Source organism: Paracoccus sp. (in: a-proteobacteria) (genome assembly GCF_030538655.1).
Taxonomy (GTDB): Bacteria; Pseudomonadota; Alphaproteobacteria; order Rhodobacterales; family Rhodobacteraceae; genus Paracoccus.
Genome location: NZ_JAUNTO010000011.1, coordinates 62636 through 86438, shown reverse-complemented (window position 1 = coordinate 86438; position 23803 = coordinate 62636). Strand labels below are relative to the sequence as shown.

The window sequence follows — 23803 nt, the reverse complement described above, 5'->3', positions numbered from 1 at the left end:
ACAACCGCCATGCTGCACACCGATCTTTCCGCCTCTGACACTTCGGGTCGCAAGGTCTGGTCCGGCGACGAGGCGCGGGCGCTGTTCGATTTGCCATTCATGGATCTGATGTTTCAGGCTCAGACCGTGCATCGCCAGCACTTCGACCCGAACCGCGTGCAGATGAGCCGGCTTTTGTCGATCAAGACCGGTGGCTGCCCCGAGGATTGCACCTATTGCAGCCAGTCCGCGCGTTATGATTCCGGCCTGTCCGCCTCCAAACTGATGGAGGTGCAGCGCGTCATCGCCGAGGCGCGGCGCGCGCGTGACGCCGGGGCGACCCGTTATTGCATGGGTGCGGCCTGGCGCAGCCCCAAGGAGCGCGACATGGCGCAGATCGTCGCCATGGTCGAGGGCGTCAAGGCGTTGGGCATGGAAACCTGCATGACGCTGGGAATGCTGGATGCCGGTCAGGCGCAGCGGCTGAAACAGGCCGGGCTGGATTACTATAACCACAACATCGACACCTCGGAATCGCATTACGGCAAGGTTATCACCACTCGCAGCTTTGCGGACCGGCTGGAAACGCTGGAAAACGTGCGCAAATCTGGCATCAAGGTTTGTTCCGGCGGCATTCTGGGTCTGGGCGAGGGCAATCAGGACCGGGTGGATATGCTGGTGACGCTGGCTAACCTGCCTGAGCCGCCCGATTCCGTGCCGATCAACATGCTGATCCCGGTCGAGGGCACGCCGCTGGAACATGCCGCGCCGGTTGATCCGATTGATTTCGTGCGGACCATCGCCGTGGCGCGGATCATGATGCCGCAGGCTCATGTTCGCCTGTCGGCCGGGCGCACCGAAATGTCGGATGAAATGCAGGCGATGTGCTTTTTTGCCGGGGCGAACTCGATTTTCGTGGGTGATACGCTGTTGACCAAGGACAACCCCGGCGAAGATCAGGACGCGCGCCTGTTCGCCAAACTGGGGCTGAAGCCGATGGCTGCGCACGAACATATGCCCGATCCGGCAGAATTGCAGGCCGAGACGCGGCGACAGGCCGCCCGGCAGGCCGATCCGGCCATTCCGGTGCTGCGCTAATCCGGTGGCCATCGCCCAAACCGGCGGCAAGACAGGGGGCAGCGTGGATCGGCTGGCGGTATATCGCGAACAACTGGCCGGGCTTGCCGCCGACGCGCGGCTGCGGCGGCTGATCCCGCGCGCGGGCGTGGATTTTTCCTCGAACGACTATCTGGGGTTGGCCGGGTCGGCGCGGCTGGCCGATGCCGTGCGCGACGCGCTGGATCGCGGCGTGTCTGTGGGGGCTGCCGGTTCGCGCCTGCTGCGTGGCAATTGCGACGAACAGGAACAGTTCGAAGCCGAGGCTGCCGCCTTTTTTGGCGCGGAATCGGCGTTGGGGTTTGGTGGCGGTTATGTGGCGAATTTCGCCATTCTGACCACGCTGCCGCAGCGGGGCGACCTGTTGCTGATGGACGAGTTGTCTCACGCCAGCACACACGAAGGTGCGCGCGCCGGTCGGGCCGAGGTGCAGAGTTTTCGCCACAATGATGCGGGCGATGCGGCGGATCGTATCCGCAACTGGCGCGACGGCGGCGGGCGCGGCGCGGTGTGGATCGCGGCGGAAAGCCTTTACAGCATGGATGGCGACCGCGCGCCCTTGGCCGATCTGGCGGCCTTGGCCGATGACCATGGCTTTCTGATCGTGGACGAGGCGCATGCGACTGGTGTTTATGGCCCTGACGGGCGCGGGCTGGCGCATGATCTGGAAGGGCGCGGCAACGTGCTGACGCTGCACACTTTGGGCAAGGCTTTGGGTGGGTCGGGCGCGCTGGTCTGCGGGCCGCGGGTGCTGACGGATTTCATGGTCAACCGCTGTCGCCCGTTTATTTTTGGCACCGCGCCCTCACCGTTGATGGCGGCGGCGGGGCGTGCCGCGCTGGCGATCCTGCGCGACGAGGGTTGGCGCCGTAATGCGCTGGCCGCACGGGTGGCGCTGTTTTCGCAGCGGCTGGTGCGGATGGGTTTGCAGGCCAGCGGCAGCCAGATCGTGCCGGTGATCGTCGGCGGCAACGCGCCCGCCATGGCGTTGGCGCAGCAGGTGCAAGACCGTGGCTTTGACGTGCGCGGCATCCGCCCGCCTACGGTGCCGCAGGGAACAGCGCGGCTGCGTGTCTCGCTGACGCTGAATGCCAGCGAAGATGATGTCACCCACCTTGCCGACACGCTGGAGGAGCTATGGCCCGGTTCGTAATCACCGGCACCGGCACCGGCATCGGCAAGACGGTCTTTGCCGCCGGTCTGTGCGGCATGATCGGTGCCGATTACTGGAAGCCGCTGCAATCCGGGCTGGCCGATGGGCTGGACGCCGATTGCGTCGCGGCCTTGTCCGGCGCACATATCTGGCCCGAGGCATATCGTCTGCGCGAACCCTTGTCGCCGCATCGGGCGGCAGAGCTGGATGGTGTCGCCATCGACCCGGCGGCGCTGACCCCGCCCGAGGCACCGTCGCTGGTGATCGAGGGGGCGGGGGGCGCGCTGGTGCCGGTCACCCGGCAGATCCTGTTTGCCGATCTGTTTGCCGGTTGGCAGATTCCGGTGGTGCTGGTGGCCGCCACAGGGCTGGGCACCATCAGCCACACGCTGACCGCGCTGGAATCGTTGCGCACGCGCGCGGTGCCGGTGCACGGGGTGGCCTTTGTCGGTGATGACAACCCTGATAACATCGCCACCATCGGCCAGATGGGCGCGGTGCGGGTGCTGGGGCGTCTGCCGCATCTGGGCCCGCTGAATCGCCCTGCGCTGACCGCCGCCATGGCCCGTCACTTTAACCCGCAGGATTTCGGATGAGCGCCGTCTGGCATCCCTTTACCCAGCACGCGCTGGAACCCGCGCCGCCGCGCGTGAGGGCGACCCATGGCGCGGTGATCGACACCGATCGCGGCCCGCTGATCGACGCGATTTCCAGTTGGTGGGTCATTACCCATGGCCACCGCACGCCCGAAATCATGGCCGCCATCACCGAAACCGCCGCACGGATGGATCAGGTGATCTTTGCCGGTCTGACCCACGCCCCTGCCGAGGAACTGGCCGAGGCGCTGATCGCCATGGCCCCCGCCGGGCTGTCGCGGGTATTTTATTCCGACAGCGGCTCGACCTCGGTCGAGGTGGCGCTGAAGATGGCGCTTGGCTTTTGGCGGCACAGCGGCCAGCCGCGCCACCGTATCGCGGTGATCGAGGGCAGTTATCACGGCGACACCATCGGCACCATGAGCGTGGGCGAACGCGGCGTGTTCAACGCGGCCTATGATCCGTTGCTGTTTTCGGTCGAGACACTGCCCTTTCCACAGGGCGATGGCGCGGCGACGCTGGTCGCCTTCGAGGTGCTGGCGGCGCAGGGCGATATGGCGGCGCTGATTCTGGAACCGCTGGTTCTGGGTGCTGGCGGGATGCGGATCTATGATCCACAGGTGCTGGCCGGGCTGCGGGCCATCTGCGACCGCCATGGCGTTCTGCTGATCGCGGATGAGGTGATGACAGGTTGGGGCCGCACCGGGCGGCTGTGGGCCTGCGATCACGCCGGGATTGCGCCGGATATTTTGTGCAGCTCCAAAGGCTTGACGGGTGGTGCGATCCCCCTGGCCGTGACGTTGGCCAGTGAGGCGGTGTTTCAGGCGCATTATTCGACCGACCGTGCCCGGACGTTTTATCATTCCAGCAGCTATACTGCGAACCCGATTGCCTGCGCCGCCGCGCTGGCTCAGGTCCGGTTATGGCAGGCGTTGCCGATGCAGGCGCGGCTGGATGCGCTGGCTACTATGCAGGCCGAGCGGCTGGCGCGGGTTGCGGCGGACCCGCGGTTTGAAAACGCCCGCCAATGCGGCACCATTGCGGCAGTCGATCTGAAGGTGGCCGATGCAGGCTATCTGGCCGATGCCGGGCCGCGTTTGCGCGCGCATTGTCTGGAACGCGGGGTCTTGCTGCGGCCCTTGGGGAATACGGTTTACGTGCTGCCCCCCTATTGCATCGACGGCGATCAACTGGATCAGGTCTGGAACGCGGTTCTGGACTGGCGCGGGTGACAAGGGGGCGCTCGCGCCCCCTCTTGGCCTGCCGGCCAATTCACCCCCTGAGGATATTTTCAGACAGAAGATGCCCGATCACAGCCCCAGCGAGCGATAGACATTCGCGATACGGCGGATCGCCACCACATAGGACGCGGTGCGCAGGTCGGTGACGTCAGGGTGGTTCATCCAGACCTCTTTCATCTTGCCGAAGGTGACGCGCATCGTGTCATCAAGGCCCGAGCGGACCAGATCAAGTTCGTTCGCGCCCGTCATATAGGCATCCTTGAAGCCCTTGGAGAGCGTCCAGTTCAGGCCGGTGTCGGCGGACAGGCGTTCGAGTTCGTCCACCATCAGGCGGGCGCGGGCCTCTTCGTGGCGGCGCTCCAGGCGGCCGAGGCTGATCTGCGACAGGTTCTTGACCCATTCGAAATAGGACACGGTGACGCCGCCGGCGTTGGCATACATGTCGGGGATAATGACCACGCCCCGGTCGCGCAGGATCTGGTCGGCATCGGCGGTGACGGGACCGTTCGCGGCCTCGATAATCAGTTTGCAGCGAAGGCGGGGGGCGTTTTCGGCGTGAATGACGCTTTCGACGGCGGCGGGCAGCAGGATGTCGCACTCATCTTCCAGCGCCGCCATACCGTTTTCGCGATAGTCGCCGCCGGCAAAGCCCCCCACTCCGCCGGTGGCCTGGATATGGCCGCGCAGGGCGTCGATATTCAGGCCCGCGGGATTGGTGATCGCGCCGTCGCGTTCGATGACGGTGGTAATCAGCGCGTTATCCTGCGTCGAAAGAAACAGCGCCGCGTGATAACCGACATTCCCCAGCCCCTGCACGATGATCCGCTTGCCTGCCAGCGTGCCGGTCAGGCCCGCGCGCTGCATGGCGTCGGGATGGCGGAAGAATTCGCGCAGGGCATATTGGACGCCCCGGCCCGTCGCCTCGACCCGGCCCTGAATGCCGCCCGCCGCCAGCGGCTTGCCGGTGACACAGGCTTTGGCGTTGATGTCGTCGGGATGCAGGCGTTTATAGGCATCGGCCATCCACGCCATTTCGCGTTCGCCAGTGCCCATATCCGGGGCGGGCACGTTCTGGCTGGGCGAGATCAGGCTGCGACGCGACAGTTCATAGGTAAAACGGCGCGTTATGCGTTCCAGTTCGTCTTCGTCCCATTGTCGGGGGTCAATGCGCAGCCCGCCCTTGGACCCGCCAAAGGGCACCTCGACCAGCGCACATTTATAGGTCATGAGGGCTGCCAGAGCCTCTACTTCGTCCTGATTCACGTCCAGGGAATAACGAATCCCGCCTTTGACCGGCTCCATATGCTCGGAATGGACCGACCGATAGCCGGTAAAGGTCTGAATTTGGCCTCTTAATCGCACGCCGAACCGAACCGTATAGGTTGAATTGCAGACCCGGATTTTTTCCTCGAGTCCGGGCGGCAAGTCCATGAAACGTGCGGCCTGCGTGAACATTTGATCGACTGAATCGCGGAACGAAGCGTGGGGAACGGCCATTTTCAACCTCCTGTTGTGTTGTCTGAAAGCCCAAAACGAACCAAACCTAACCTTGTGCAGTATAGAAGCAAGGATTTTTATACGACTTTAGTCTTATATGCGTGGGTTTCCTGCACCATTTCCCGGCGGTTCTTTCGAAACTGCATGGTGTGATCCGAGGAGGTGCTGCGTCAAGCCGATCATGGATAGGCCCAAAAGGCCAGTCTGAACGTGTGGCGCATCACAAAATCTTTGGGTGTGTGGGGAAGAAAATCTGGCTGGGCGGTCTGATGACTATTGCTCTGGTGCGCGTGGTGCCAGGCGGACAGCGTTTGATTTTTCTTAACTGCCTTGTGCGATAGTGGGTAAAGACGACATGATGGAGCGGACATAATGCAGAAAACACCGCCAATCACCCGCGGACGAAAGTTCGCGCAGGTTCTGGATGGGGCGCGGAAGATCTTTCTGCGTGACGGGTTTGAGGGGGCCAGCGTCGATGACATCGCGCGCGAGGCTGGTGTTTCCAAGGCGACACTCTACAGCTATTTCCCCGACAAACGCCTGATGTTCATCGAGGTGTTCCGGGCCGAACTGTCCCGTGAAACCCATGATTCCAAGGCATTGGTAAACATTGATCTGCCGGTGCATCAAGTTTTGCCCTTTGTGGTGCAGATGCTGACCGGGCATCTGGTGTCGGAATTCGGTATTCGCGTCTGGCGGCTGTCCGCCTCCGAGGCCGAGCGGTTCCCTGCGCTGGCGGCGGAATATTACAACTCTGGCCCGCGCGATGTGCAGTTCAAGCTGTCGGAATATTTTGAATATTGCATCAGCCGGGGCGAGCTGGAAATCGACGATCTGGCGCTGGCCGCCGATCAGTTGTTGCAGCTTTGTGCCGTGCGGGTGTTCGACAAGGCCATGTTCCTTGGCCCGGCCTCGGTGACGGACGAGGAAATCAAGCAGTGCTGCGCCGGAACCGTGCGCATGTTCCTGCTGACCTACGGGTCCAAGGCAGTGCGCGATCAGGTGCGGTCGCAGGAAGCGCGTCCTGTGCGCCACAGCACTGCCGCAGAATAACGGTTGACCGCTTTGTGAAGGCCGCCGCTGCTGGGCAACCGGCGGCGGCAGTTTTATAACAGGCTGACAGTCCGGTATTGAGCCGGGCAGCAGGCAGATCACGGAAAGACCGATGATGAAACCCGTTCCTTTTCTGGGCCTTGCCATTGTGGCCGGCCTGACCTCGGCCTGCGTGATGCAGGTGCCCGCCTATGCCCCCATGACTCCGCCGGTTGAATCGAACCTGCCCTATAACCCGCCCATTGACGGTATGGCACCGATGCCGGTGGCGGGCGGTTCGGGCTTGCAGGAACGCCAGCCCGACCTGTGCGGGGCCAAGAGTTACGCCAGCTATGTCGGCCAGCCCGGCAGTGTGGTGCCGGGGCTGGGCATCACCAGACCCTATCGCGTGGTGGAATTCCGCGGGATCGAGGCGCAGAACTATGATCCCAGCCGGATCGTGTTCCGGTTGGATTCGGCGGGCAATATCCAAAAGGTGGATTGCGGCTGATGCGTGATTCGTTTCTGATTCCCGTCTTGGCCCTGCTGGCATTGTCGGCTTGTCAGCCTGTTCCGCCCGCACCGGCTGAACCCGCGCCCGAGGCCGATCAATGCGGTGCCACCGGCTATCGTGGTCTGATCGGCCAGCCGCGCACGGTGCTGGATTCCATGCGTTTCCCGATTGGCACCCGCACTATCGGCCCCAGCGACGCCATCACCAGCGATTATCGGCCCCAGCGACTGAACATCGAATATGGCAGCGGCGGGCTGATTGAAAAGGTCTCGTGTTATTGATCGCACCCGCCGGCCGCGCTGTGATTCGTCGTTGCGCGGCGCGGGCGGCGGTGCCACCATCGCCTGATGCTGAACGCCACGCCGCCCCCGACCCATGATCCCGACCGGGTTGCCTTTGACCGGACCGAACTGGGGGTGATCCTGTCGGTCTATGGCCGCATGGTTGCGGCGGGGGAATGGCGCGATTACGCCCTGTCCTTTCTGCGCGACGTGGCGGTGTTCAGCGTCTTTCGCCGCGCCGCCGAAACCCCGATCTATCGCATCGAAAAGCGCCCGCGGCTGCGCAATGCCCAAGGGGCCTATGCTGTCATCGGCATGGATGGCCGCATTCTGAAACGTGGCCATGATCTGCGTGCGGTGGTGCGGGTGTTCGACAAGAAACTGATCCGTGCCATCGACTGACCGGGCCGCGCCGTTTCTTGCGTGCCTCAATATCGCGACAGCGCCGGTCAGGCGCCGGGCTTGATCTTGTTCGCCGTGCCTTGTGCAAAGGCAGCCAGCCGTTCCCTGGCCGCATCCTGCGTGTTGACGACGCCTGCCACCACCGCTTCGGCATAAGCCGCATCCAGCGCCGACATATTCTGCATATGGCTGATCGCGCTGCAAATGGCGAAATTGGACAGCGGCGGGTTTTGGGCCGCCGCCTCGGCGATCTCTCGTGCCTTGGTTTCGGGGTCATCGACCAGATACTGGCACAGGCCCACATCCACCGCCTCGGTGCCGCGATACAAGCGGCCCGACAACATCATGTCGATCATCCGCGCCTTGCCGATCAGATCAGCCACCCGGATCGTCGCCCCGCCGCCGGTGAACAGCCCGCGCTGACCTTCGGGCAGGCCGAAATAGGTATCCGGCCCGGCCACCCGGATATGCGCTGCCGAGGCCAGTTCCAGCCCGCCGCCGACGACCGCGCCTTTCAGCACTGCGATCACCGGCACGCCGCCATATTCCATCTTGTTGAACGCCTCGTGCCAGCGCAGGCAGACATGCATGAAATCGCTGGCGCTGCGGTTTTCGCGGTGATGTTCGACCAGATCCAGACCGGCGCTGAAATGATCACCATTGGCGCGCAGAATACAGGCCCGCACGCCTGCGCGGGGCAGGGTGGTGAACACGTCGATCAGCTCGTCGATGGTGGCGGCGTCCAGTGCGTTGCGCTTGGCTGGGCGGTTCAGGGTCAGGGTGGCGATGCCGCTGTCGTCCACGTTCAGCAGGGTGTTTTCCAGCCGCAGGTCGGAAATCTGTCGCATGTCGGGTCAGCCTTTCGTGATCCAGTGGATGACAAGGGGGACGGTGGCGATGCTGGCCGCGGTCGAGATCAGGATCGCCGCCGACACCCGCTGCGCCGCCACGTTGAAATATTGCGCCAGAATATAGACATTCCCCGCCACCGGCAGCGCGGCGGCGGCAACCATGATCCCGGCAGAGACAGGCTCGACCCGAAAGATGCCAAAGGCCGCGATGGCCACGGCCAGTGGATGCAGGATCAGCTTGGCCCCGGCCAGCCAGAGAGCCGGGCCAAACCGCTGCGCCGCGCGCCCGGCCAGCCCCGCCCCGATGGCAAACAGCGCGCCGGGCGTGGCCGCGCCGCCCAGCAGGGCCAGAAATTCGTCCAGCGGGCCGGGCATCGGCAGGTCCAGCACCGCCCAGCCAAGGCCCGCCAGCATCGACACGATCATCGGATTGCCCGCCAGCCCGCGCAGCATCGGCAGCACCATGGCGGCGGTCACGCGGCCATGCCGGGCGGCATGGATCAGCAGTGTAATCAGGGTCGAGAACACCACCATGTCGATGGTCAGCACCATCAGCACCGGCCCGATCGCCGCCGGTCCCAGCAGCACCACCAGCATTGGCACGCCCAGAAAACCGGTGTTGCCGGTCATGGCGCAATGCGCCTCCATCGCGGCATCAGACAGGGGCAGCCCACGCCAGCGCGCGGCGGCAAAGCCGATGGCCCAGACCAGCAGCGATCCGGTCAGGTAAGCCATGACAAAGCGCCCGTCCCACAGCGCCGCCAGATCCAGCCCCGAGGCAAAGCGGAACAGCATCGCCGACAGCGCGAAATAGAACACGAATTTGGTCAGCCAGGCCGTCGCCTCGGGCGGGAAGAACCGCGTCCGGCCCGCCAGCCAGCCCAAGCCGATCAGCGCAAAAAACGGTAGGGTTTTCAGAAAGATCGCCAGCATCAGTCAGCGGTCGCCGGTTGTCTGTGCTGCATCTGCGTCCTCCCTGACCGGGCCAGAAAACCATCTGTCCCCGCCGGGCGCAACCCACCCCGTCTTTCGTTCTCAAATATCCTCTTGGGGGGCTTGATTGCCGTCTGCGCCACGCTGCACCAGATATTCTCGCGCTCCGTCTGGCAGCGCCGTCTGCGACAACAGCCGGTGCCCGCCGGTTTCGCAGAAATGCGGCACGTCGATCTGCGCCGCCGGATCGGTTGCGATCAGCCGCACCAAGCCGCCCGGCGCCAGCCCCAGCAAGACCTTGCGCAACCGCAGCACCGGCAGCGGACACAGCAGGTTACGGGCATCGACCTCGGTCGCGGGGGTATCGGTCATGCGACGCTTGCGGCCATGCTGTCGCGGCACCATGCGGCGATGGCATCGGCGGGCAGTTCCTGCGCCAGCCCCCCGGCAAATGCGTCAAATTCGGCGCGGTAATCGGGGGCCACATACAGGATCACCGGCCGCCCGGCCTGCAACGCCTGTCCGATCAGCGCGGCAAAGCCGCGGCCTGCGGCCTCTTGCTTGCCGAATTTCGACAGGATTACCAGATCGGCCCCCTCGATCCGGGTGGCGATCCGTGCCACGGCGGTTTCCAAGGCCCCGGCATCCAGACGGCAGCCCACGGACCCGGCCCCCAGCAACTGCGAGATCCGCACCGGCGCGCCCGCATCGCCCAGCAAAATCAGGTCAACGTCGCAGGCACAATCGGCACTGCCGCCCGAATTGCGCTGCACCGCCCCGGCCAGCCGCGCGCCGTCGCGGGTCAGCGTGTCGGCCAGATCAGCCAGCCGGTCATAAGGGTCGCCCGGCGCATCGCAGAAAAAGCCCAGCTGCATCGTCATACCTTGCCCTCCAGTGCGATTTTCATCAGCCCGTTCATCCCGTCCACCCCCAGTTTTTTCTTGAGCGCGGACGAGGCGTTGGCCACGGTCTTGTAGCTGACGCCCAGATCGTCGGCGATGGCTTGCAGGTTCAGCCCGCGCCCGATCATATCCAGCACCTGCCGTTCACGCGCGGTCAGCGCCGCGCCCGGCCCGCCTGCGCGCATGGTGGCCAGCGCCACGGCCTGCCGGGGCGATAGCCAGAAATCGCCAGCCTCAAGCGCGCGGATGGCGTCGCGGAAATCGGCGGGCGGGGCGTTCTTGGACAAAAAGCCATGCGCCCCCGATTCCAGCGCGCGGGCGGCAAAGCCGGTCTGGTCGTTCATGGAAAACACCAGAATCCGGGCGTCGGGTGCGGCCTCGGCCAAGGGGGCGATCAGCGACAGCCCGTCGGTGCCGGGCAGGCTGATATCCAGCACGATCACATCCGGTCCCTGCGCTGCCTGTGTCAGCGCCTGTTCGGCGTCCATTGCCTGCAAGATCGCCTCGTATCCCAGATCGCGCAGCAGGCGCGCGGCACCCAGATGGGTGATCGGGTGGTCATCGACGACAAGCGCGGTTTTCATGCAATCCCCTGAGCGGGCAGACTGGCCCGGATTTCAGTGCCTATCTTAGCGCGTCCGATGTTCAGCGCGCCACCCAGAAGGATTACCCTTTCGCGCATCCCCGACAGGCCCGTGCCGGGGCGCGCAGCGTCGGGGATACCGTGCCCGTCATCGGCAATGGTGATCTGCCACTGCGCCGGATCGCGCCGCAGCGTGATCGAAACCTGGCTGGCCCCGGAATGGCGCAGCGCGTTGGTGGTGCCTTCCTGCATGATGCGGAACAGGGTCAGCGCCGTGGCCTCGTCGGGTTCGGGCAGGCCAGGGGGCAAATCCAGATCAAAGCGCATATCGGGGAACCGCCGCGTCAGATCAGCGGCGTAATCGGCCAGCACTGTGGCCAGCGGCAATTGCCCCACCGCCATCGGCCGCAACCCGTCCAGCAGCGCGCGGTTCACCCGGCCGATCTGGTCGGCGATGGCGTCCAGCGTATCGGCATGGGTGTGGATGGCCGGATCGTCAAAGCTTTGTCGCAGCGCGTCGGCCTCGACCCGCAGGGCGAACAGGCAGGGGCCGAATTCGTCGTGCAGATCGCGGGCGATGGCCTTGCGTTCCTCGTCGCCGCGCGTGACCACCTGCCGCGACAGACGGGTGCGGTCGGCCTGCGCCTGTTGCAGCGTATAGCCCAGCCGGTCGGCCTGTGCCGCCAGTGCGGCCAGATCGGGCACCGCCACCGGGCCGATGCGCGCCGCCAGATCGCCGCGTGTCAGATCGGCCAGCCGCGCGGCGATCTGCCCCAAAGGCCGCAGCCCGTGCTGCAACACCAGCCAGATCAACACCGCCTGCACCAGCGCGGCCAGCGCCGTCAGCCCGGCCATGATGCGGGCATCGCGCCAGACCTCGGCCACCTCGGCTGTGGGGTCGGCGCTGATGAAGACATAGCCGCGCAACCGCCCCGCGATCATCACCGGCAGGCGGGTTTCCTGCGCGGACGGCGTGATGGCGGCGGCGAACCAGCCCGGCGCCTGCACCGGCTGCGCTTGCGGTGCCAAAGGATTGTGCAGCGCGCCGGTCTGCGCATCCAGCACCATGATGCGGGCATGGCGCGGCGCGACCAGCCGTTCGGGCAGCAGCGCCATCAGCCGGTCGGGCGGCACCGCACCCTGCATCGTGCCCACGGTCGCCAGCACCAGCGACCGCGCCGTGTCCATGCCGGCCTGCACTTCGTCGCGCACGGCCCGGCGCGCATTGTCCAGCGACGCCGCCGCCAGCCCCGCCAGCAGCAGCGCCTGCACTGCCACGATCAGCAGCACGATCCGTGTTTGCAGTCTCAGTCCGCTCATGCCGGTCAGATTGCGGCAGAATGCGCGCGGCGTCCATCAGTCCGCGTCTTGCGCTTTGGCGATGGCTGCGGCCCTATGGCGAAAAAGGGGGAAAGCATGGATCAGGATTCGCGTCTGGGGCGCATCGCCCAGGCACAGCCGGAATTTGCGGAACTGCTGGGCATCCGTGTCGTTGCCGCACAGCCCGATCAGGTGGTGATGGAAATGGAGGTGACGCCGCAGATGGCCAATCGCAACGGCGTGCTGCATGGCGGGGCGATCATGGGGCTGGCCGATAACGCGGGCGGCACTGCCACCTTTCTGAACATCCCCGAGGGTCAGTCCACCACCACCATTGAAAGCAAGACCAACTTTCTGCGCCCGATCCGCATCGGCGAAACCGCCCGTGCCACCTGCCAGCCGCTGCATCGGGGCCGCACGATTCAGGTCTGGCAAACCACGGTGACGCGCCCCGACGGGCAGGTGGCGGCCATCGTCACCCAAACGCAGATGATTCTGGACTGGAAGGGCTGACAGGATGCTGACGGTTATCGGCACATCGCAATCGCGCACCCTGCGGGTTCTGTGGGCGCTTGAGGAACTGGGCCTGCCCTACACCCACGTCCCCGCCCTGCCGCAAAGCGACGGCGTGGCCCCCTTTAACCCGGCGGGCAAGGTGCCGGTGCTGATCGACGACGGCACGCCGATCACCGATTCCACCGCGATTTTGACCTATCTGGCCGACCGTCACGGACGGCTGACCCATCCCGCAGGCACGCTGGATCGCGCCCGGCAGGACAGCCTGACCCAGTTCCTGCTGGATGAATTCGACGCCGCCCTGTGGCTGGCTGCGCGCCACAGCTTTGTTCTGCCCGAAGAAATGCGCATGGCCGGGATCAAGAACACCCTGCGGTGGGAATTCGAGCGCAGCCAAAAGGTGCTGGTCCACCGCATGGCTGATGGCCCGTTCCTGATGGGCGAGGTGATGACCGTGCCCGACATCATCCTGACCCACAGCCTGATCTGGGCGCTGACGGCGAAATTCCCGATCATCGAACACCGCTTGTCGGATTATCTGGATCAGATGCGCGCCCGACCCGCCTTTGTGCGCGCGGCGGCACGTTAGGGCGACATCTGCCGGGCACGCAGCCGCGCCAGCGCACCCTGCCCGGCCACGCGCCCGCTGGCCATGGAAAAGGTCAGCAGATAGCCGCCGGTCGGGGCCTCCCAGTCCAGCATCTCGCCTGCGGCGAAACAGCCGGGAATGGCGCGCAGTTGCAGATCATCGTCCAGCCCGTCCCAGCCGATGCCTCCGGCGCTGGAAATCGCCCGCGCCAGTCCCATCGGTCGGCGATGACGCAATGGCAATGCCTTGGCCGCAATGGCCAGTGCCAAGGGATTACCGGGCAGGGGCTGGCCCCATTCCAGCAACAGCGCGGCCCGCACCGGATCGCCCAGAACCCGGCGCAGCCAGTTGCCGACCGACAGCTTGCCCCGTGGCCGCGCGAACCGGCCCGCCAAGGCCGCCCTGTCCAGATCGGGCGCCAGATCAACCGTGGCGGCTGCCCCGTCGCGCAGGGGGGCGGCCACCGCATAGATGCCGCCGCCTTCGATCCCGTGGCGGGTGATAACCCATTCGCCCCGGCTGATCTGCCCGCCCACGCAGATCGCCACGCCTTTGACCGCCGCGCCAAAGTGCCGCGACATCGGGGCCGACCAATCGACGCAAAACCCCATATTCGCAGGCCGGAACGGCACCACCGGCACGCCGCGCGCCTCCAGCCACGGCACCCATGCCGCATCAGACCCCAGCCGTGGCCAGCTTGCCCCGCCCAGTGCCAGCACGCAGACAGCGGGCCGCATCACCTGCGGCCCGGCGGGCGTGTCAAAGGCAAAGCTGTCATCCTCGAACCCGCGCCAGTGCCAGCGGGTCCGCAATTCTACCCCGACCCCGCGCAGCCGCGTCAGCCATGCTCGCAACAGGGGCGATGCCTTCATCCCCACCGGAAATACCCGCCCGGTCGAGCCGGTGAACAGATCGACCCCCAGCCCGCGCGCCCAATCCTGAACCTCATCGGGGCCAAAGCCGGACAGCATGTCTTTCGTTTGCAAATATCCTCGGGGGTCCGGGGGTGGAAAACCCCCGGTCGCAACGCTGATCCGGGTCGCAAAGGCGTCCACCGGCTCATCCTTGGTCAGATTCAGCCCCGATTTGCCCGCCATCAGAAACTTGCGCGCCGGGGTCGGCATCGCCTCGGCCACGATTACCTGTGCCCCGCCCGCTGCCAGAACCTCGGCCGCCATCAGCCCCGCCGGGCCTGCGCCGATGACCAGAGCCTGCGGGTTCACCGCCGCCCCCCGGACAGATGCGACAGCCGGATCAGCGCCCGTTCCACCAGCGCCATCTGTGGCGCGCGCGATGATGAGCGCAGCGTCAGATCGGTTTCGATCAGGTGATGCAGCGCCTCTTCCAGCTTCATCGCGCCCCAGCTTTGCGCCTGCCGGGCCATGCGGTCGCGGCGCGGGCCAAAGACCGGCGGGCGCTGCCGCATCAGCCCGGCCACCGGCCCACCCGGATCGGTTGCCGCAGCGTGGAGCGCGCGGAAATGCCGTTGCGCCGCGATGCACAGCGTCACCGGGCTGACCCCCTGCGATTCGATCCGGCGCATCAGCAGGCCCAGATCGGCGGTTTTCCCCTCGGCACTGGCGTGGATGGTGGCGTCCAGATCGGCCTCGATCGTGGCGGGGGCCATCAGCGCCACCTCGTCCGGGGTCAGCGGGGCCGGGTCGTCGAATTTATACAGGCCGATCTTTTCGATCACCTGCCGCAGATCACCGGGGTCCAGCGCGCGGGCGAGCGTCGCCAGATCGCGCATCGCATCGCGCGGCACCTGATGCAGACCGGCGTCAGCCAGCCAGCGGGCAATTTCATCCTCGCCGGGGGGGTCGTCATAGATGGCGGCGGCCACGGCCTCGCGGTGAGGCTCGAACAGTTTGCGCAGGGCGGATGATTTCGACAGATTGCCCGCTGTCACCACCATCACCGCATCGCCCGCGCGCCATTCGGCCAGCGCCGCCGCAATCGTATCGGCCACGGCATCGGAGGCATCCTCGACCAGCACCACACGCGGGCCGGGAAAGAACCCGACCTCTTTGATCGCATCCATCAGGGTCGCCGGATCTTTGCGCAGATCGCTGCCGACCATGCGGGTCAGGCGCATTTCCTGGTCGGCGTTCGGGCCGGTCAGCGACGCCACCGCCTCGGCCCGTTTCAGTGCCACGCGCATGGTGTCGGGACCATAGATCAGCAGCGCGGGCCGGGCCGGATCAGGCCGCGCCAGATAGCGCGCGATCTCGCCGCCTTTCAGGTTCACGGCGTTGCGGCGGCGGCGATCAGCCGCGTCACCACCTGATCGGCCAGCATCCGCGCCAGCCGTTCGCGCGCATCCACATCCGCCATCAGCGAGGCAACCGTAGTGCCGGTGGTGGAAAAGGATGTGAAATTGCTGACCTGCCCACGCGTCACCACCCTGCCTGCCGCATCGGTCAGGGTGAAATCGGCGGTGCCACTAAGAGAATAGCGGGTTGTCACCTCGTCCGGGGTGATGCCCTGCGCCACCGCACCAAACCGCAGCGTATAGGACAGGGCGTAATCCGTCCCCTCTGGCCCCAGCCGCTCGCTGATGCGGCGGTTAAAGGTGAACTCATCGAATGTCGCGGCGTCTTTCGGGCGCACCTGTCCGAACAGCGCCTTGGCCGGGCTGCCCGGCCCATAGACCGGCGTCAGCCCGCAGCCTGTCAGGGCCAGCAGCGCCAGAGCCGCCAGAGCGGTGCGGCGTGGCAGTGTTGCAGGCGTATCGGGGCAAACAGAAAGCGGTTGGCGCATGGATTTTACGCCACCACGTTAACGATGCGGCCCGGCACGACGATCAGTTTCTTGATCGCCGCCCCGTCCAGAAAGCGTTGCACGGTGTCATCGGCCAGCACCAATGCCTCGATCTGGTCCTTGGGCATGTCCTTGGGCACGGTGATTTCGGCGCGGCGTTTGCCGTTGATCTGAATCGGCAGCGTCACGCTGTCATCTTCCAGCAGCGCCGGGTCGGCCTTGGGCCATGGGGCGTCCACCACCATGCCGGTGCCGCCGGACTGCTGCCAGATGTCTTCGGCCAGATGCGGCACCATCGGGGCCATCAACTGCGCCATGATTCGCAGCGCATCGCGGCGCGATTCGCCGCCTGCGGATGATTTGCCAATGGCATTGGCAAGGGTGTAGAGCGCCGCCACCGCCTTGTTAAAGGCAAAGCCGTCGATGGATTTCGTCACCTCGGCGATGGCGCGATGCGCCGCGCGGGTCAGGTCCGCGTCATCGGGGCCGTCCACCGTTTCCTCGGCCAGACGGTAAACGCGGGCGAGGAATTTATGCGCCGCCTCGGCCCCGGCGGCGGTCCATTCCACGTCGCGTTCGGGCGGGCTGTCGGACAGCATGAACCAGCGCGCGGTATCGGCGCCGAAATTATCGACGATATTCACCGGATCGACGACGTTTTTCTTGGATTTCGACATTTTGGCCGAGGGGATGACTGTCACCGCCGTGCCGTCGGCCAATTTGCCGTCCGTCACATCTTCGGGCAGGTGATAGACCGGGCGGCCCTGCGCGTCGCGGGTGGTATAGATCTCATGCGTGACCATGCCTTGCGTGAACAGCGCATCGAACGGCTCGCTTGCTGATGCGGGCAGATGCCCGGTTTTCGCCATCGCACGGGCGAAAAAGCGCGAATAGAGCAGGTGCAGAATCGCATGTTCGATCCCGCCGATATACTGATCGACATTCATCCAGTAATCGGCATCCGCGCGGTCGGTGGGCGTGGCGGCCTTGGGCGAGGTGAACCGCGCATAATACCACGACGAATCGACAAATGTGTCCATCGTGTCGGTTTCCCGCAGCGCCGCCCCGCCGCATTTCGGGCAGGTGGTCTGCCGCCAAGTCGGGTGCTGGTCCAGCGGGTTGCCGGGGGTGTCGAAGCTGACATCAAGCGGCAACAGGACGGGCAGGTTTTCTTTCGATTCCGGCACCGTGCCGCAGGTCTCGCAATGCACGACCGGGATCGGGCAGCCCCAGTAACGTTGCCGCGAAATGCCCCAGTCGCGCAGGCGGAATTTCGTCACGCCCTCGCCCCAGCCGTCACGCTCGGCCACCTCGATGGCCGCGGCCACGGCGGCCTCGCCGGTCTGATCGGCCTCGCCCGCAAAGCCGCGCACATAGGTGACGGTTTCGGATTTCAGCGGCACATAGGGTGCGGCGGCAACCAGATCATCCGCCGCCGCAAGGTCCATCCCCGGCTGGCCAAAGGTGGCGCGGATCGGCAGCCCGTATTTCGTCGCAAATTCATGGTCGCGTTCGTCATGCGCGGGGCTGCCGAAGATCGCGCCGGTGCCGTAATCCATCAGCACGAAATTGGCGATCCAGATCGGCAGTTCCCATGCCGGGTCCAGCGGATGGCGCACGGTCAAGCCGGTGTCAAAGCCCAGCTTGGGCGCGGTCTCGATCGCTTCCTCGGTGGTGCCGATCTTGCGGCATTCCTCGACGAAGGCGGCCACTTCGGGCTGGCCCATCAGCGATTTCACCAGCGGATGATCCGGCGACAGCGCCACGAAGGACGCCCCCATCAGCGTGTCGGGGCGGGTCGTGTAAACCTCGATCTGCGGAAAGCCTTCGATCCCGACCGTCTCGAACCGGAATTGCAGCCCGCGCGACTTGCCGATCCAGTTGGCCTGCATCGTGCGGACCTTTTCCGGCCAGCCGGTCAGACCGTCCAAGGCCGACAGCAGCTCATCGGAATAATCGCTGATGCGGAAAAACCACTGCGTCAGCTCGCGCCGTTCCACCTGCGCGCCCGACCGCCAGCCCTTGCCGTCGATGACCTGTTCATTCGCCAGCACCGTCATATCGACCGGGTCCCAATTCACCTGAGCCGATTTGCGCGTAATCAGCCCCGCGTCCAGCATATCAAGGAACATCGCCTGCTGCTGATGCACATAGGCGTCGTCGCAGGTGGCAAACTCGCGCCCCCAGTCGATCGACAGACCCAGCGGCTGCAACTGCTTACGCATGGTGGCGATGTTGGCATAGGTCCAGTCGCGCGGATGGCCGCCCTGTTCCATCGCCGCATTTTCGGCCGGCATCCCGAAGGCATCCCAGCCCATCGGGTGCAGCACGGAAAACCCCTGCGCGCGCTTATAGCGGGCGACGACATCGCCCATCGTATAGTTGCGCACATGGCCCATGTGGATACGCCCGGACGGATAGGGGAACATTTCCAGCACGTAATATTTCGGCCGGTCGTCGCGCACAGCCGTAAAGCTGCCCGCATCCGCCCAAGCCTGTTGCCAGTGCGCTTCGCTGTTCGACGGGGTATAGGGCATGGGGCTTCCTCGGGCATATTTCGCCCGCCGGGTTTAGCCCCAGACGCCGCTCGGGTCCAGTGACGCCTTACGCCTAGTGGATTACAGCCGCCCGTCCTGAATGCGCAGCTGCCGGGCGCGGGTCAGGATCGCATCTTCGACCGCGCGCACGGTATCGGGGGCCACGGCAGACCCGCCCGCCCCTTGCAGCGACAGTTTCAGGCTGCGCGCGTCCAGCGCCGGATCGCTGATCTTGATGGTGGCGCGATAGCTGCGCCCGCCGCCGGGGGGTGTGCCATAGCCGGTGACGATCACGCCGGTGAACGGATCGACCGATTGCACCGGCAGAAAGTTCAGCACCTCAAGGCTGGCGTTCCACAGGTATTTGTTCACGCCCACCGTGTTGTTGGGGTTTTCGCGGCCGCGAAACGCCTCCCATATGGTGGTTTCGCGCTGTTCGGGGCGCGGTGCGGCCTGAGTGTCAGATCCGCCGCCCCCAAACCGCAGGCCGCCACAGGCAGCAAGACCGGCGCAAAGGCCAAGGGCAAGGGTCAGTCGCAGGGCTTGGGCGGACATGGCATATTCCCGTAAAGCAGTCAGACGGCCCGCAGGTCGCGGATGTCCTGCCATAGCGCGGAACCACCCGCCGCGACAAGCGCCTTGGGCATTCCGGGGGTGTTGCCGCGTCATCCGCCCGCAGCCTGCAATTTATGGTTGCGATGGCGTCTGTAGGGGCGCTGCAACAAGGTGTGGCGCTTGTGCATCACAGATTTGACTAAAGAATTATCGACCGGGGTGATTCCGTTGCATCAACGCTCGGAAAGGCTCAAACCGTTCTCATCCCCGGACCGGTCAAGGCCGAGCTTGGGCAACAGAGAGACAAGAGGGAACATCACCATGAAAAAGGCTCTTTTCGCCTCCACCGCGCTGGTTCTGTCGGCTGGCGTTGCTGCCGCTGACATCACCCTGTCGGGCTATGGCCGCACCGCGCTGAGCTATCACAGCGATCCCGGTGACACCGTTTCGAAAACCCACATGCAGTCGCGTGTTCGTTTGAACATCCACGCCACCACCTCGTCGGACATCGGCGTTGATTTCGGTGCGCGCTTCCGCATCCAGTGGGATCAGGGCGACACCTCGACCGGCGTGAACCCCGGTCAGATCTACGCAACCTACCAGGGTGCGACCGTCCAGATCGGTAACGTTTACACCGCCTTCGACGAAGCTGGCCTGATCTACGAATCCGAAATCGGCCTGCTGAGCCGTTCGTTCGGTAACCCGCTGGGTGAATATTATGCTTATAGCTCGAAAAGCTATGGCACCTACTCTCTGGGCGAAGACGAAGGCAACCGTATGGGTCTGGCCGGGATCTACAGCGTTGGCGACCTGACCGCCCGCGTGTCCTATGTCGAGCCGAACCAGCGCCTGCGCAACCTGCCGGAAGGCACCAAGGAAGAACTGGGCGTCAGCGTTGACTACAAATGGAACGACCTCCAGCTGTCGGCAGCCGCCGTGCAGAACGGTGGTGGTTATGACAACAACGACCAGTATTTCGTCGGTGCTTACTACACCATGCCGGGCACCGACAATGGTATCGGTCTGAACTGGAACGACAACGGCGACGTTCTGTGGATCAGCCAAGAGCAGCGCAACCTGGGCAAGAGCATCACCCTGTATGGTGACTATGTTGTTGCTCCGCAAACCACCCTGTCGGCTTACATCGCCCACAACGACGGTGAATGGGCTGCCAAAGAAACCGATAACGCCTTTGGTATCGGCTTCAAATACGATCTGGGCGGTGCCTATCTGGCCGGCGCTGTCGAGCGTGGCTATGAAAAAGAAACCCGCGGCGACCTGGGCGTGCGTTTCAACTTCTGATCTGATGATCGGATGATTTTCGGAAAGAGCGGGCCTTGTGCCCGCTCTTTTCTTTTTGTTTGGTGGCGGCATGGGACTTTTGGATATTCAGGCCCGCGTCCGGGCCGCATGTGAACAGACGGGCCGCGATCCCGGATCGGTGACACTGATCGCCGTCAGCAAGGTGCAGCCCGATGACCGGGTGCTGACCGTTCTGGACGCGGGGCAGCGCGTATTCGGCGAAAATTACGTGCAAGAGGCGCAGGGCAAATGGCCGGGCTGGCGCGCCGCCTATCCGGGCCTGTCGCTGCATATGATCGGGCCGCTGCAATCGAACAAAGCGCGGGTGGCGGTGGGGCTGTTCGACGCCATCCACACGCTGGACCGCATGTCACTGGCGCGCAAGCTGGCCGGGCTGGCTGCGGACGGGGCCGTGCTGCCGGATCTGTTCGTGCAGGTGAACACCGGGGACGAGCCGCAAAAGGCCGGGGTTCTGGCCGATGAACTGCCCGGTTTCCTGTCGGCCTGCGCCGAACTGGGCCTGTCGCCGCGCGGCTTGATGTGCATCCCGCCCGAAGGCGCGGACCCGGTGCCGCATTTCCGCCTGCTGCGCTCGCTGGCGGCGGATGCGGGCCTGCCGTTGCTGTCGATGGGCATGAGTGCCGATTTTCAGGCCGCCATCGCCGAAGGGGCGACTCATGTGCGGGTCGGCAGCGCGATATTCGGCGCGCGCGATTATGGCTAAGCGGTTGGTTTCAGGTATTTAGGCAAGCAGGAAACCATCAACCGCGTTCCCGGCGCGGCGCGCCCGGCCAGCCAGATCAGGTTTTGCCGTGCCATGGCGATGCAGCCCTCGGTTGGAAAGCCGGGGCGTCGCCATTGGTGCAGAAAGATGGCGCTGCCGTGGCCGGGGATGGCGTCCGGCCAGTTCCAGTCGGTGGTCAGGATCACATCATACAGCGGATCGGCGCGGCGCAGCTTTTCATGGCTGGCGGCCATCGGGGCGCGGCTGGCGCGGTTATAGGCCGGATGGCCTGGGTCATCGCACCACAGATCGCGCGGGCCGATGGGGATCGCCCAGGGCGCGGGGGCAGGCAGGCGGTCGGGCCGGTAATACAGCCCCGCGATGCGGTGGCTTCCGGTGGGCGTGGCCCCGTCGCCTTCCCCCTTGTCGGGGCGGATGCCGCCGCGCCCGACCGAACAGGGGATCATCCGGCCAAAGGCCAACAGGCCGCGCGGGGTCAGGCGCAGCGTCACAGCAGATGCCCCGATTTCGTGGCCTTGGTGTCCAGATAGCCGCTGTTGTGGCGGTTGCGCGGGGTTATCAGCGGCACCCGTTCCGTCACGCGGATGCCTTGGCTTTCCAGCATCGCCACCTTGCGCGGGTTGTTGGTCATCAGCCGCACCGCGTCAAAGCCCAACTGCCGCAGGATGGCCGCGCCGGTGCGAAAGTCACGCTCGTCATCCTCGAACCCCAGTCGATGGTTGGCCTCAACCGTGTCAAAGCCCTGATTTTGCAGGCTGTAGGCGCGCATCTTGTTGGCCAGTCCGATGCCGCGGCCTTCCTGATTCAGATACAGCAGCACGCCCGCCCCTGCCGCGCCCATGGTGTTCAGCGCCGCGTGCAGTTGCGGGCCGCAGTCACATTTCAGGCTGCCCAGCACATCGCCGGTGAAACAGGCCGAATGCAGCCGCGTCAACACAGGTGTATCGCGGGGCGGATCGCCGATTTCGACGGCGTAATGCGGCTCATCCCCGGTGTCGGGGCGAAAGATATGCAGCCGGGCGTTTTCCGCCGCCATCAGCGGCAGGCGCGCGTTCGCCACCGGGGCCATGGCGGCGGCGCGGATCAGCTGTTCGCGCAGGGGGGCCGGGTCCAGCGTGGTCAGGTCAGGCTGCGGCGGGGCGGCCACCATCAGCACGGCAGGCAGCAGTTGTGCCGATTTCACCAGCGCAAGGGCGGCGGCATGGGGCGCGGTATCGCCGCCGCGCTGCGTGAACAGTGGCCCCTTCATCGGCACCATCAGGTCATCGGCGGGGTCGGCCAACGCGCGCAGCCAGCGCAGGTCCGCCTCATCCGGCACCTGCACCCGCGCCAGCCCGGCGTCATAGACCCGCGCCTTTAACGTGGTCGCCCGCCGTTCGGTCAGCACGGCCAGCGGCGCGCCAAAGCCGCGCAGCGCCGCCAGCCGATCGGGCGTCAGCGTTTCCAGCGCCGCCACCAACCAGCCGCCGATCTGCACCGGCAGGCCCATGCGCAGATCGGCGCGGGCGCGGGCGATTCGTTCGGGCAGGGTCGGGATCAGCGGCATCGGGGTCATTTCTGTAACAATCTGAAACATAAGGGCGCCTGCGGACAAGAGCCTGTGAGATTTCTGCAACCTTGCTGGACGCAGGCCTCGCGCGCCCCCATCCATCGGTCAAACAGGCAAAGGAGGCAACCATGCCCGGACTGAAAAAGATCCTGCTGGTCGATGACGAAGACGATCTGCGCGAGGCTTTGGCCGAACAACTGACGGCTACCGATGATTTCGATGTGACCGAGGCCGGCAGCGGCGCCGAGGCGGTCGAGGCCGTCAAAGGCAACCTGTTCGATCTGGTGGTGCTGGATGTGGGCCTGCCTGATACTGACGGGCGCGAGTTGTGCAAAAAGCTGCGCAAGCTGAACGTGAAATGCCCCATCGTGATGCTGACAGGCCATGATACCGACGCCGATACTATTCTGGGATTGGACGCGGGTGCGAATGATTACATCACCAAGCCGTTCAAATTCCCGGTTCTGCTGGCGCGTCTGCGCGCGCAACTGCGCACGCATGAACAATCCGAGGACGCGATTTTCCAGCTTGGCCCATATACGTTCAAACCCTCGATGAAGATTCTGGTCGATGCCCGCGATCGCAAGATCCGGCTGACGGAAAAGGAAACCAACATCCTGAAATTCCTGTATCGGGCGCAGGATGGGGTGGTGCCGCGCGATGTGCTGCTGCACGAGGTCTGGGGCTATAACGCGGGCGTCACCACGCATACGCTGGAAACCCACATCTATCGTCTGCGGCAAAAGATCGAGCCTGATCCCGGCAATGCCCGTCTGCTGGTGACGGAATCAGGTGGCTATCGCCTGGTCGCCTGAACGGTAAAGGCCCGCCACGTGGCGGGCCTTTTCGT

Annotated in this window: 27 protein-coding genes; 13 read left to right on the top strand and 14 right to left on the bottom strand. The window is 65.0% G+C overall.

Features of this window, described 5'->3' with window-relative positions:
* Positions 1-9: 9 nt before the first annotated feature.
* Genes bioB through Q4G22_RS09260 form a run of 4 tightly spaced genes read left to right on the top strand, consistent with a single transcriptional unit; the run spans position 10 to position 4076 of the window.
* Positions 10-1077 carry a biotin synthase BioB gene (gene bioB, locus Q4G22_RS09275; protein ID WP_303385622.1) on the top strand — a complete coding sequence of 356 codons (1068 nt, stop codon included), beginning with the start codon at positions 10-12 and terminating at the stop codon, positions 1075-1077.
* 4 nt (positions 1078-1081) lie between these two features.
* Positions 1082-2248 (top strand): 8-amino-7-oxononanoate synthase, encoded by a 1167-nt coding sequence (locus Q4G22_RS09270; RefSeq protein WP_303385621.1) that lies wholly within the window; start codon positions 1082-1084, stop codon positions 2246-2248.
* On the top strand, positions 2233-2844 hold the full coding sequence (gene bioD / locus Q4G22_RS09265) for a dethiobiotin synthase (protein WP_303385620.1): 612 nt from the start codon (positions 2233-2235) through the stop codon (positions 2842-2844). Before Q4G22_RS09270 ends, bioD begins: the two co-directional genes overlap by 16 nt.
* Positions 2841-4076, top strand: coding sequence for an adenosylmethionine--8-amino-7-oxononanoate transaminase (locus Q4G22_RS09260; protein ID WP_303385619.1), 1236 nt, complete (start codon positions 2841-2843; stop codon positions 4074-4076). The genes bioD and Q4G22_RS09260 overlap by 4 nt, the downstream gene beginning before the upstream one ends.
* Before the next feature lie 78 nt (positions 4077-4154).
* On the opposite strand, the gene Q4G22_RS09255 is transcribed toward Q4G22_RS09260, so the two are convergent.
* Positions 4155-5582 (bottom strand): Glu/Leu/Phe/Val dehydrogenase, encoded by a 1428-nt coding sequence (locus tag Q4G22_RS09255; RefSeq protein ID WP_303385618.1) that lies wholly within the window; start codon positions 5580-5582, stop codon positions 4155-4157.
* A gap of 372 nt (positions 5583-5954) precedes the next feature.
* Between Q4G22_RS09255 and Q4G22_RS09250 the strand changes: the two genes are divergently transcribed.
* From Q4G22_RS09250 to Q4G22_RS09235, 4 genes are all read left to right on the top strand, one after another.
* On the top strand, positions 5955-6635 hold the full coding sequence (locus Q4G22_RS09250) for a TetR/AcrR family transcriptional regulator (RefSeq protein ID WP_303385617.1): 681 nt from the start codon (positions 5955-5957) through the stop codon (positions 6633-6635).
* A 115-nt stretch (positions 6636-6750) separates the two neighbouring features.
* Complete coding sequence (locus Q4G22_RS09245; RefSeq protein ID WP_303385616.1) at positions 6751-7125, top strand: I78 family peptidase inhibitor; 375 nt, start codon at positions 6751-6753, stop codon at positions 7123-7125.
* Entirely contained in the window at positions 7125-7409 is a 285-nt protein-coding gene (locus Q4G22_RS09240; RefSeq protein ID WP_303385615.1) for an I78 family peptidase inhibitor, read from the top strand. Before Q4G22_RS09245 ends, Q4G22_RS09240 begins: the two co-directional genes overlap by 1 nt.
* 66 nt (positions 7410-7475) lie before the next feature.
* A complete protein-coding gene (locus Q4G22_RS09235) occupies positions 7476-7811 on the top strand; it encodes a DUF2794 domain-containing protein (protein ID WP_303385614.1) in 336 nt (111 codons plus the stop codon).
* A gap of 47 nt (positions 7812-7858) precedes the next feature.
* Here the strand turns inward: Q4G22_RS09235 and Q4G22_RS09230 are convergent, their stop codons facing one another.
* The 6 genes from Q4G22_RS09230 to Q4G22_RS09205 all read right to left on the bottom strand — a co-directional run bounded on the left by Q4G22_RS09230 (position 7859) and on the right by Q4G22_RS09205 (position 12400).
* Complete coding sequence (locus tag Q4G22_RS09230) at positions 7859-8659, bottom strand: crotonase/enoyl-CoA hydratase family protein (RefSeq protein WP_303385613.1); 801 nt, start codon at positions 8657-8659, stop codon at positions 7859-7861.
* A gap of 6 nt (positions 8660-8665) precedes the next feature.
* Positions 8666-9595 carry an AEC family transporter gene (locus Q4G22_RS09225; RefSeq protein WP_303385612.1) on the bottom strand — a complete coding sequence of 310 codons (930 nt, stop codon included), beginning with the start codon at positions 9593-9595 and terminating at the stop codon, positions 8666-8668.
* A 102-nt stretch (positions 9596-9697) separates the two neighbouring features.
* Entirely contained in the window at positions 9698-9967 is a 270-nt protein-coding gene (locus tag Q4G22_RS09220; RefSeq protein ID WP_303385611.1) for a sulfurtransferase TusA family protein, read from the bottom strand.
* Entirely contained in the window at positions 9964-10476 is a 513-nt protein-coding gene (locus Q4G22_RS09215; RefSeq protein ID WP_303385610.1) for a DUF2478 domain-containing protein, read from the bottom strand. The genes Q4G22_RS09220 and Q4G22_RS09215 overlap by 4 nt, the downstream gene beginning before the upstream one ends.
* Positions 10473-11081, bottom strand: coding sequence for a response regulator transcription factor (locus tag Q4G22_RS09210; protein WP_303385609.1), 609 nt, complete (start codon positions 11079-11081; stop codon positions 10473-10475). Before Q4G22_RS09210 ends, Q4G22_RS09215 begins: the two co-directional genes overlap by 4 nt.
* Positions 11078-12400, bottom strand: coding sequence for an ATP-binding protein (locus Q4G22_RS09205; RefSeq protein ID WP_303385608.1), 1323 nt, complete (start codon positions 12398-12400; stop codon positions 11078-11080). Before Q4G22_RS09205 ends, Q4G22_RS09210 begins: the two co-directional genes overlap by 4 nt.
* Positions 12401-12496: 96 nt before the next feature.
* On the opposite strand from Q4G22_RS09205, the gene Q4G22_RS09200 reads away from it, so the two are divergent.
* Both Q4G22_RS09200 and Q4G22_RS09195 read left to right on the top strand, forming a co-directional pair.
* Positions 12497-12913, top strand: coding sequence for a PaaI family thioesterase (locus Q4G22_RS09200; RefSeq protein WP_303385607.1), 417 nt, complete (start codon positions 12497-12499; stop codon positions 12911-12913).
* A gap of 4 nt (positions 12914-12917) precedes the next feature.
* Complete coding sequence (locus tag Q4G22_RS09195) at positions 12918-13505, top strand: glutathione S-transferase family protein (RefSeq protein WP_303385606.1); 588 nt, start codon at positions 12918-12920, stop codon at positions 13503-13505.
* On the opposite strand, the gene Q4G22_RS09190 is transcribed toward Q4G22_RS09195, so the two are convergent.
* From Q4G22_RS09190 to Q4G22_RS09170, 5 genes are all read right to left on the bottom strand, one after another.
* The gene (locus Q4G22_RS09190) at positions 13502-14728 is read right to left on the bottom strand and encodes a TIGR03862 family flavoprotein (RefSeq protein WP_303385605.1); all 1227 of its coding nucleotides are present in this window, start codon (positions 14726-14728) and stop codon (positions 13502-13504) included. The two genes, Q4G22_RS09195 and Q4G22_RS09190, sit on opposite strands and share 4 nt — an antisense overlap.
* A complete protein-coding gene (holA, locus tag Q4G22_RS09185; RefSeq protein WP_303385604.1) occupies positions 14725-15753 on the bottom strand; it encodes a DNA polymerase III subunit delta in 1029 nt (342 codons plus the stop codon). The genes Q4G22_RS09190 and holA overlap by 4 nt, the downstream gene beginning before the upstream one ends.
* Positions 15750-16265 carry an LPS assembly lipoprotein LptE gene (gene lptE, locus Q4G22_RS09180; RefSeq protein WP_303385603.1) on the bottom strand — a complete coding sequence of 172 codons (516 nt, stop codon included), beginning with the start codon at positions 16263-16265 and terminating at the stop codon, positions 15750-15752. The genes holA and lptE overlap by 4 nt, the downstream gene beginning before the upstream one ends.
* Before the next feature lie 5 nt (positions 16266-16270).
* Positions 16271-18802, bottom strand: a complete 2532-nt coding sequence (gene leuS / locus Q4G22_RS09175) for a leucine--tRNA ligase (protein ID WP_303385602.1) — start codon at positions 18800-18802, stop codon at positions 16271-16273.
* 81 nt (positions 18803-18883) lie between these two features.
* Positions 18884-19357, bottom strand: coding sequence for a DUF3576 domain-containing protein (locus Q4G22_RS09170; RefSeq protein WP_303385601.1), 474 nt, complete (start codon positions 19355-19357; stop codon positions 18884-18886).
* Between the two features lie 321 nt (positions 19358-19678).
* Between Q4G22_RS09170 and Q4G22_RS09165 the strand changes: the two genes are divergently transcribed.
* Together Q4G22_RS09165 and Q4G22_RS09160 are read left to right on the top strand one after the other, a co-directional pair.
* On the top strand, positions 19679-20659 hold the full coding sequence (locus Q4G22_RS09165) for a porin (RefSeq protein ID WP_303385600.1): 981 nt from the start codon (positions 19679-19681) through the stop codon (positions 20657-20659).
* A gap of 70 nt (positions 20660-20729) precedes the next feature.
* Positions 20730-21383 (top strand): YggS family pyridoxal phosphate-dependent enzyme, encoded by a 654-nt coding sequence (locus Q4G22_RS09160; protein WP_303385599.1) that lies wholly within the window; start codon positions 20730-20732, stop codon positions 21381-21383.
* Here Q4G22_RS09160 and Q4G22_RS09155 read toward each other — a convergent pair.
* Positions 21380-21850 (bottom strand): L,D-transpeptidase, encoded by a 471-nt coding sequence (locus Q4G22_RS09155; RefSeq protein WP_303385650.1) that lies wholly within the window; start codon positions 21848-21850, stop codon positions 21380-21382. The two genes, Q4G22_RS09160 and Q4G22_RS09155, sit on opposite strands and share 4 nt — an antisense overlap.
* Before the next feature lie 41 nt (positions 21851-21891).
* Positions 21892-22950, bottom strand: a complete 1059-nt coding sequence (gene ribA, locus Q4G22_RS09150; RefSeq protein WP_303385649.1) for a GTP cyclohydrolase II — start codon at positions 22948-22950, stop codon at positions 21892-21894.
* Positions 22951-23081: 131 nt separating this feature from the next.
* On the opposite strand from ribA, the gene Q4G22_RS09145 reads away from it, so the two are divergent.
* Entirely contained in the window at positions 23082-23768 is a 687-nt protein-coding gene (locus tag Q4G22_RS09145; protein WP_303385598.1) for a response regulator transcription factor, read from the top strand.
* Positions 23769-23803: the final 35 nt, after the last annotated feature.

Coding starts and splice junctions, on each gene's coding strand:
- Q4G22_RS09240 (WP_303385615.1), top strand. CDS start 7,125: ATGCGTGATTCGTTTCTGATTCCCGTCTTGGCCCTGCTGGCATTGTCG.
- Q4G22_RS09170 (WP_303385601.1), bottom strand. CDS start 19,357: ATGTCCGCCCAAGCCCTGCGACTGACCCTTGCCCTTGGCCTTTGCGCC.
- Q4G22_RS09225 (WP_303385612.1), bottom strand. CDS start 9,595: ATGCTGGCGATCTTTCTGAAAACCCTACCGTTTTTTGCGCTGATCGGC.
- Q4G22_RS09220 (WP_303385611.1), bottom strand. CDS start 9,967: ATGACCGATACCCCCGCGACCGAGGTCGATGCCCGTAACCTGCTGTGT.
- Q4G22_RS09160 (WP_303385599.1), top strand. CDS start 20,730: ATGGGACTTTTGGATATTCAGGCCCGCGTCCGGGCCGCATGTGAACAG.
- bioD (WP_303385620.1), top strand. CDS start 2,233: ATGGCCCGGTTCGTAATCACCGGCACCGGCACCGGCATCGGCAAGACG.
- Q4G22_RS09230 (WP_303385613.1), bottom strand. CDS start 8,659: ATGCGACAGATTTCCGACCTGCGGCTGGAAAACACCCTGCTGAACGTG.
- lptE (WP_303385603.1), bottom strand. CDS start 16,265: ATGCGCCAACCGCTTTCTGTTTGCCCCGATACGCCTGCAACACTGCCA.
- Q4G22_RS09155 (WP_303385650.1), bottom strand. CDS start 21,850: ATGATCCCCTGTTCGGTCGGGCGCGGCGGCATCCGCCCCGACAAGGGG.
- Q4G22_RS09210 (WP_303385609.1), bottom strand. CDS start 11,081: ATGAAAACCGCGCTTGTCGTCGATGACCACCCGATCACCCATCTGGGT.
- Q4G22_RS09165 (WP_303385600.1), top strand. CDS start 19,679: ATGAAAAAGGCTCTTTTCGCCTCCACCGCGCTGGTTCTGTCGGCTGGC.
- Q4G22_RS09205 (WP_303385608.1), bottom strand. CDS start 12,400: ATGAGCGGACTGAGACTGCAAACACGGATCGTGCTGCTGATCGTGGCA.
- ribA (WP_303385649.1), bottom strand. CDS start 22,950: ATGCCGCTGATCCCGACCCTGCCCGAACGAATCGCCCGCGCCCGCGCC.
- Q4G22_RS09200 (WP_303385607.1), top strand. CDS start 12,497: ATGGATCAGGATTCGCGTCTGGGGCGCATCGCCCAGGCACAGCCGGAA.
- Q4G22_RS09235 (WP_303385614.1), top strand. CDS start 7,476: ATGCTGAACGCCACGCCGCCCCCGACCCATGATCCCGACCGGGTTGCC.
- Q4G22_RS09260 (WP_303385619.1), top strand. CDS start 2,841: ATGAGCGCCGTCTGGCATCCCTTTACCCAGCACGCGCTGGAACCCGCG.
- Q4G22_RS09255 (WP_303385618.1), bottom strand. CDS start 5,582: ATGGCCGTTCCCCACGCTTCGTTCCGCGATTCAGTCGATCAAATGTTC.
- bioB (WP_303385622.1), top strand. CDS start 10: ATGCTGCACACCGATCTTTCCGCCTCTGACACTTCGGGTCGCAAGGTC.
- Q4G22_RS09145 (WP_303385598.1), top strand. CDS start 23,082: ATGCCCGGACTGAAAAAGATCCTGCTGGTCGATGACGAAGACGATCTG.
- Q4G22_RS09215 (WP_303385610.1), bottom strand. CDS start 10,476: ATGACGATGCAGCTGGGCTTTTTCTGCGATGCGCCGGGCGACCCTTAT.
- Q4G22_RS09250 (WP_303385617.1), top strand. CDS start 5,955: ATGCAGAAAACACCGCCAATCACCCGCGGACGAAAGTTCGCGCAGGTT.
- Q4G22_RS09245 (WP_303385616.1), top strand. CDS start 6,751: ATGAAACCCGTTCCTTTTCTGGGCCTTGCCATTGTGGCCGGCCTGACC.
- Q4G22_RS09195 (WP_303385606.1), top strand. CDS start 12,918: ATGCTGACGGTTATCGGCACATCGCAATCGCGCACCCTGCGGGTTCTG.
- leuS (WP_303385602.1), bottom strand. CDS start 18,802: ATGCCCTATACCCCGTCGAACAGCGAAGCGCACTGGCAACAGGCTTGG.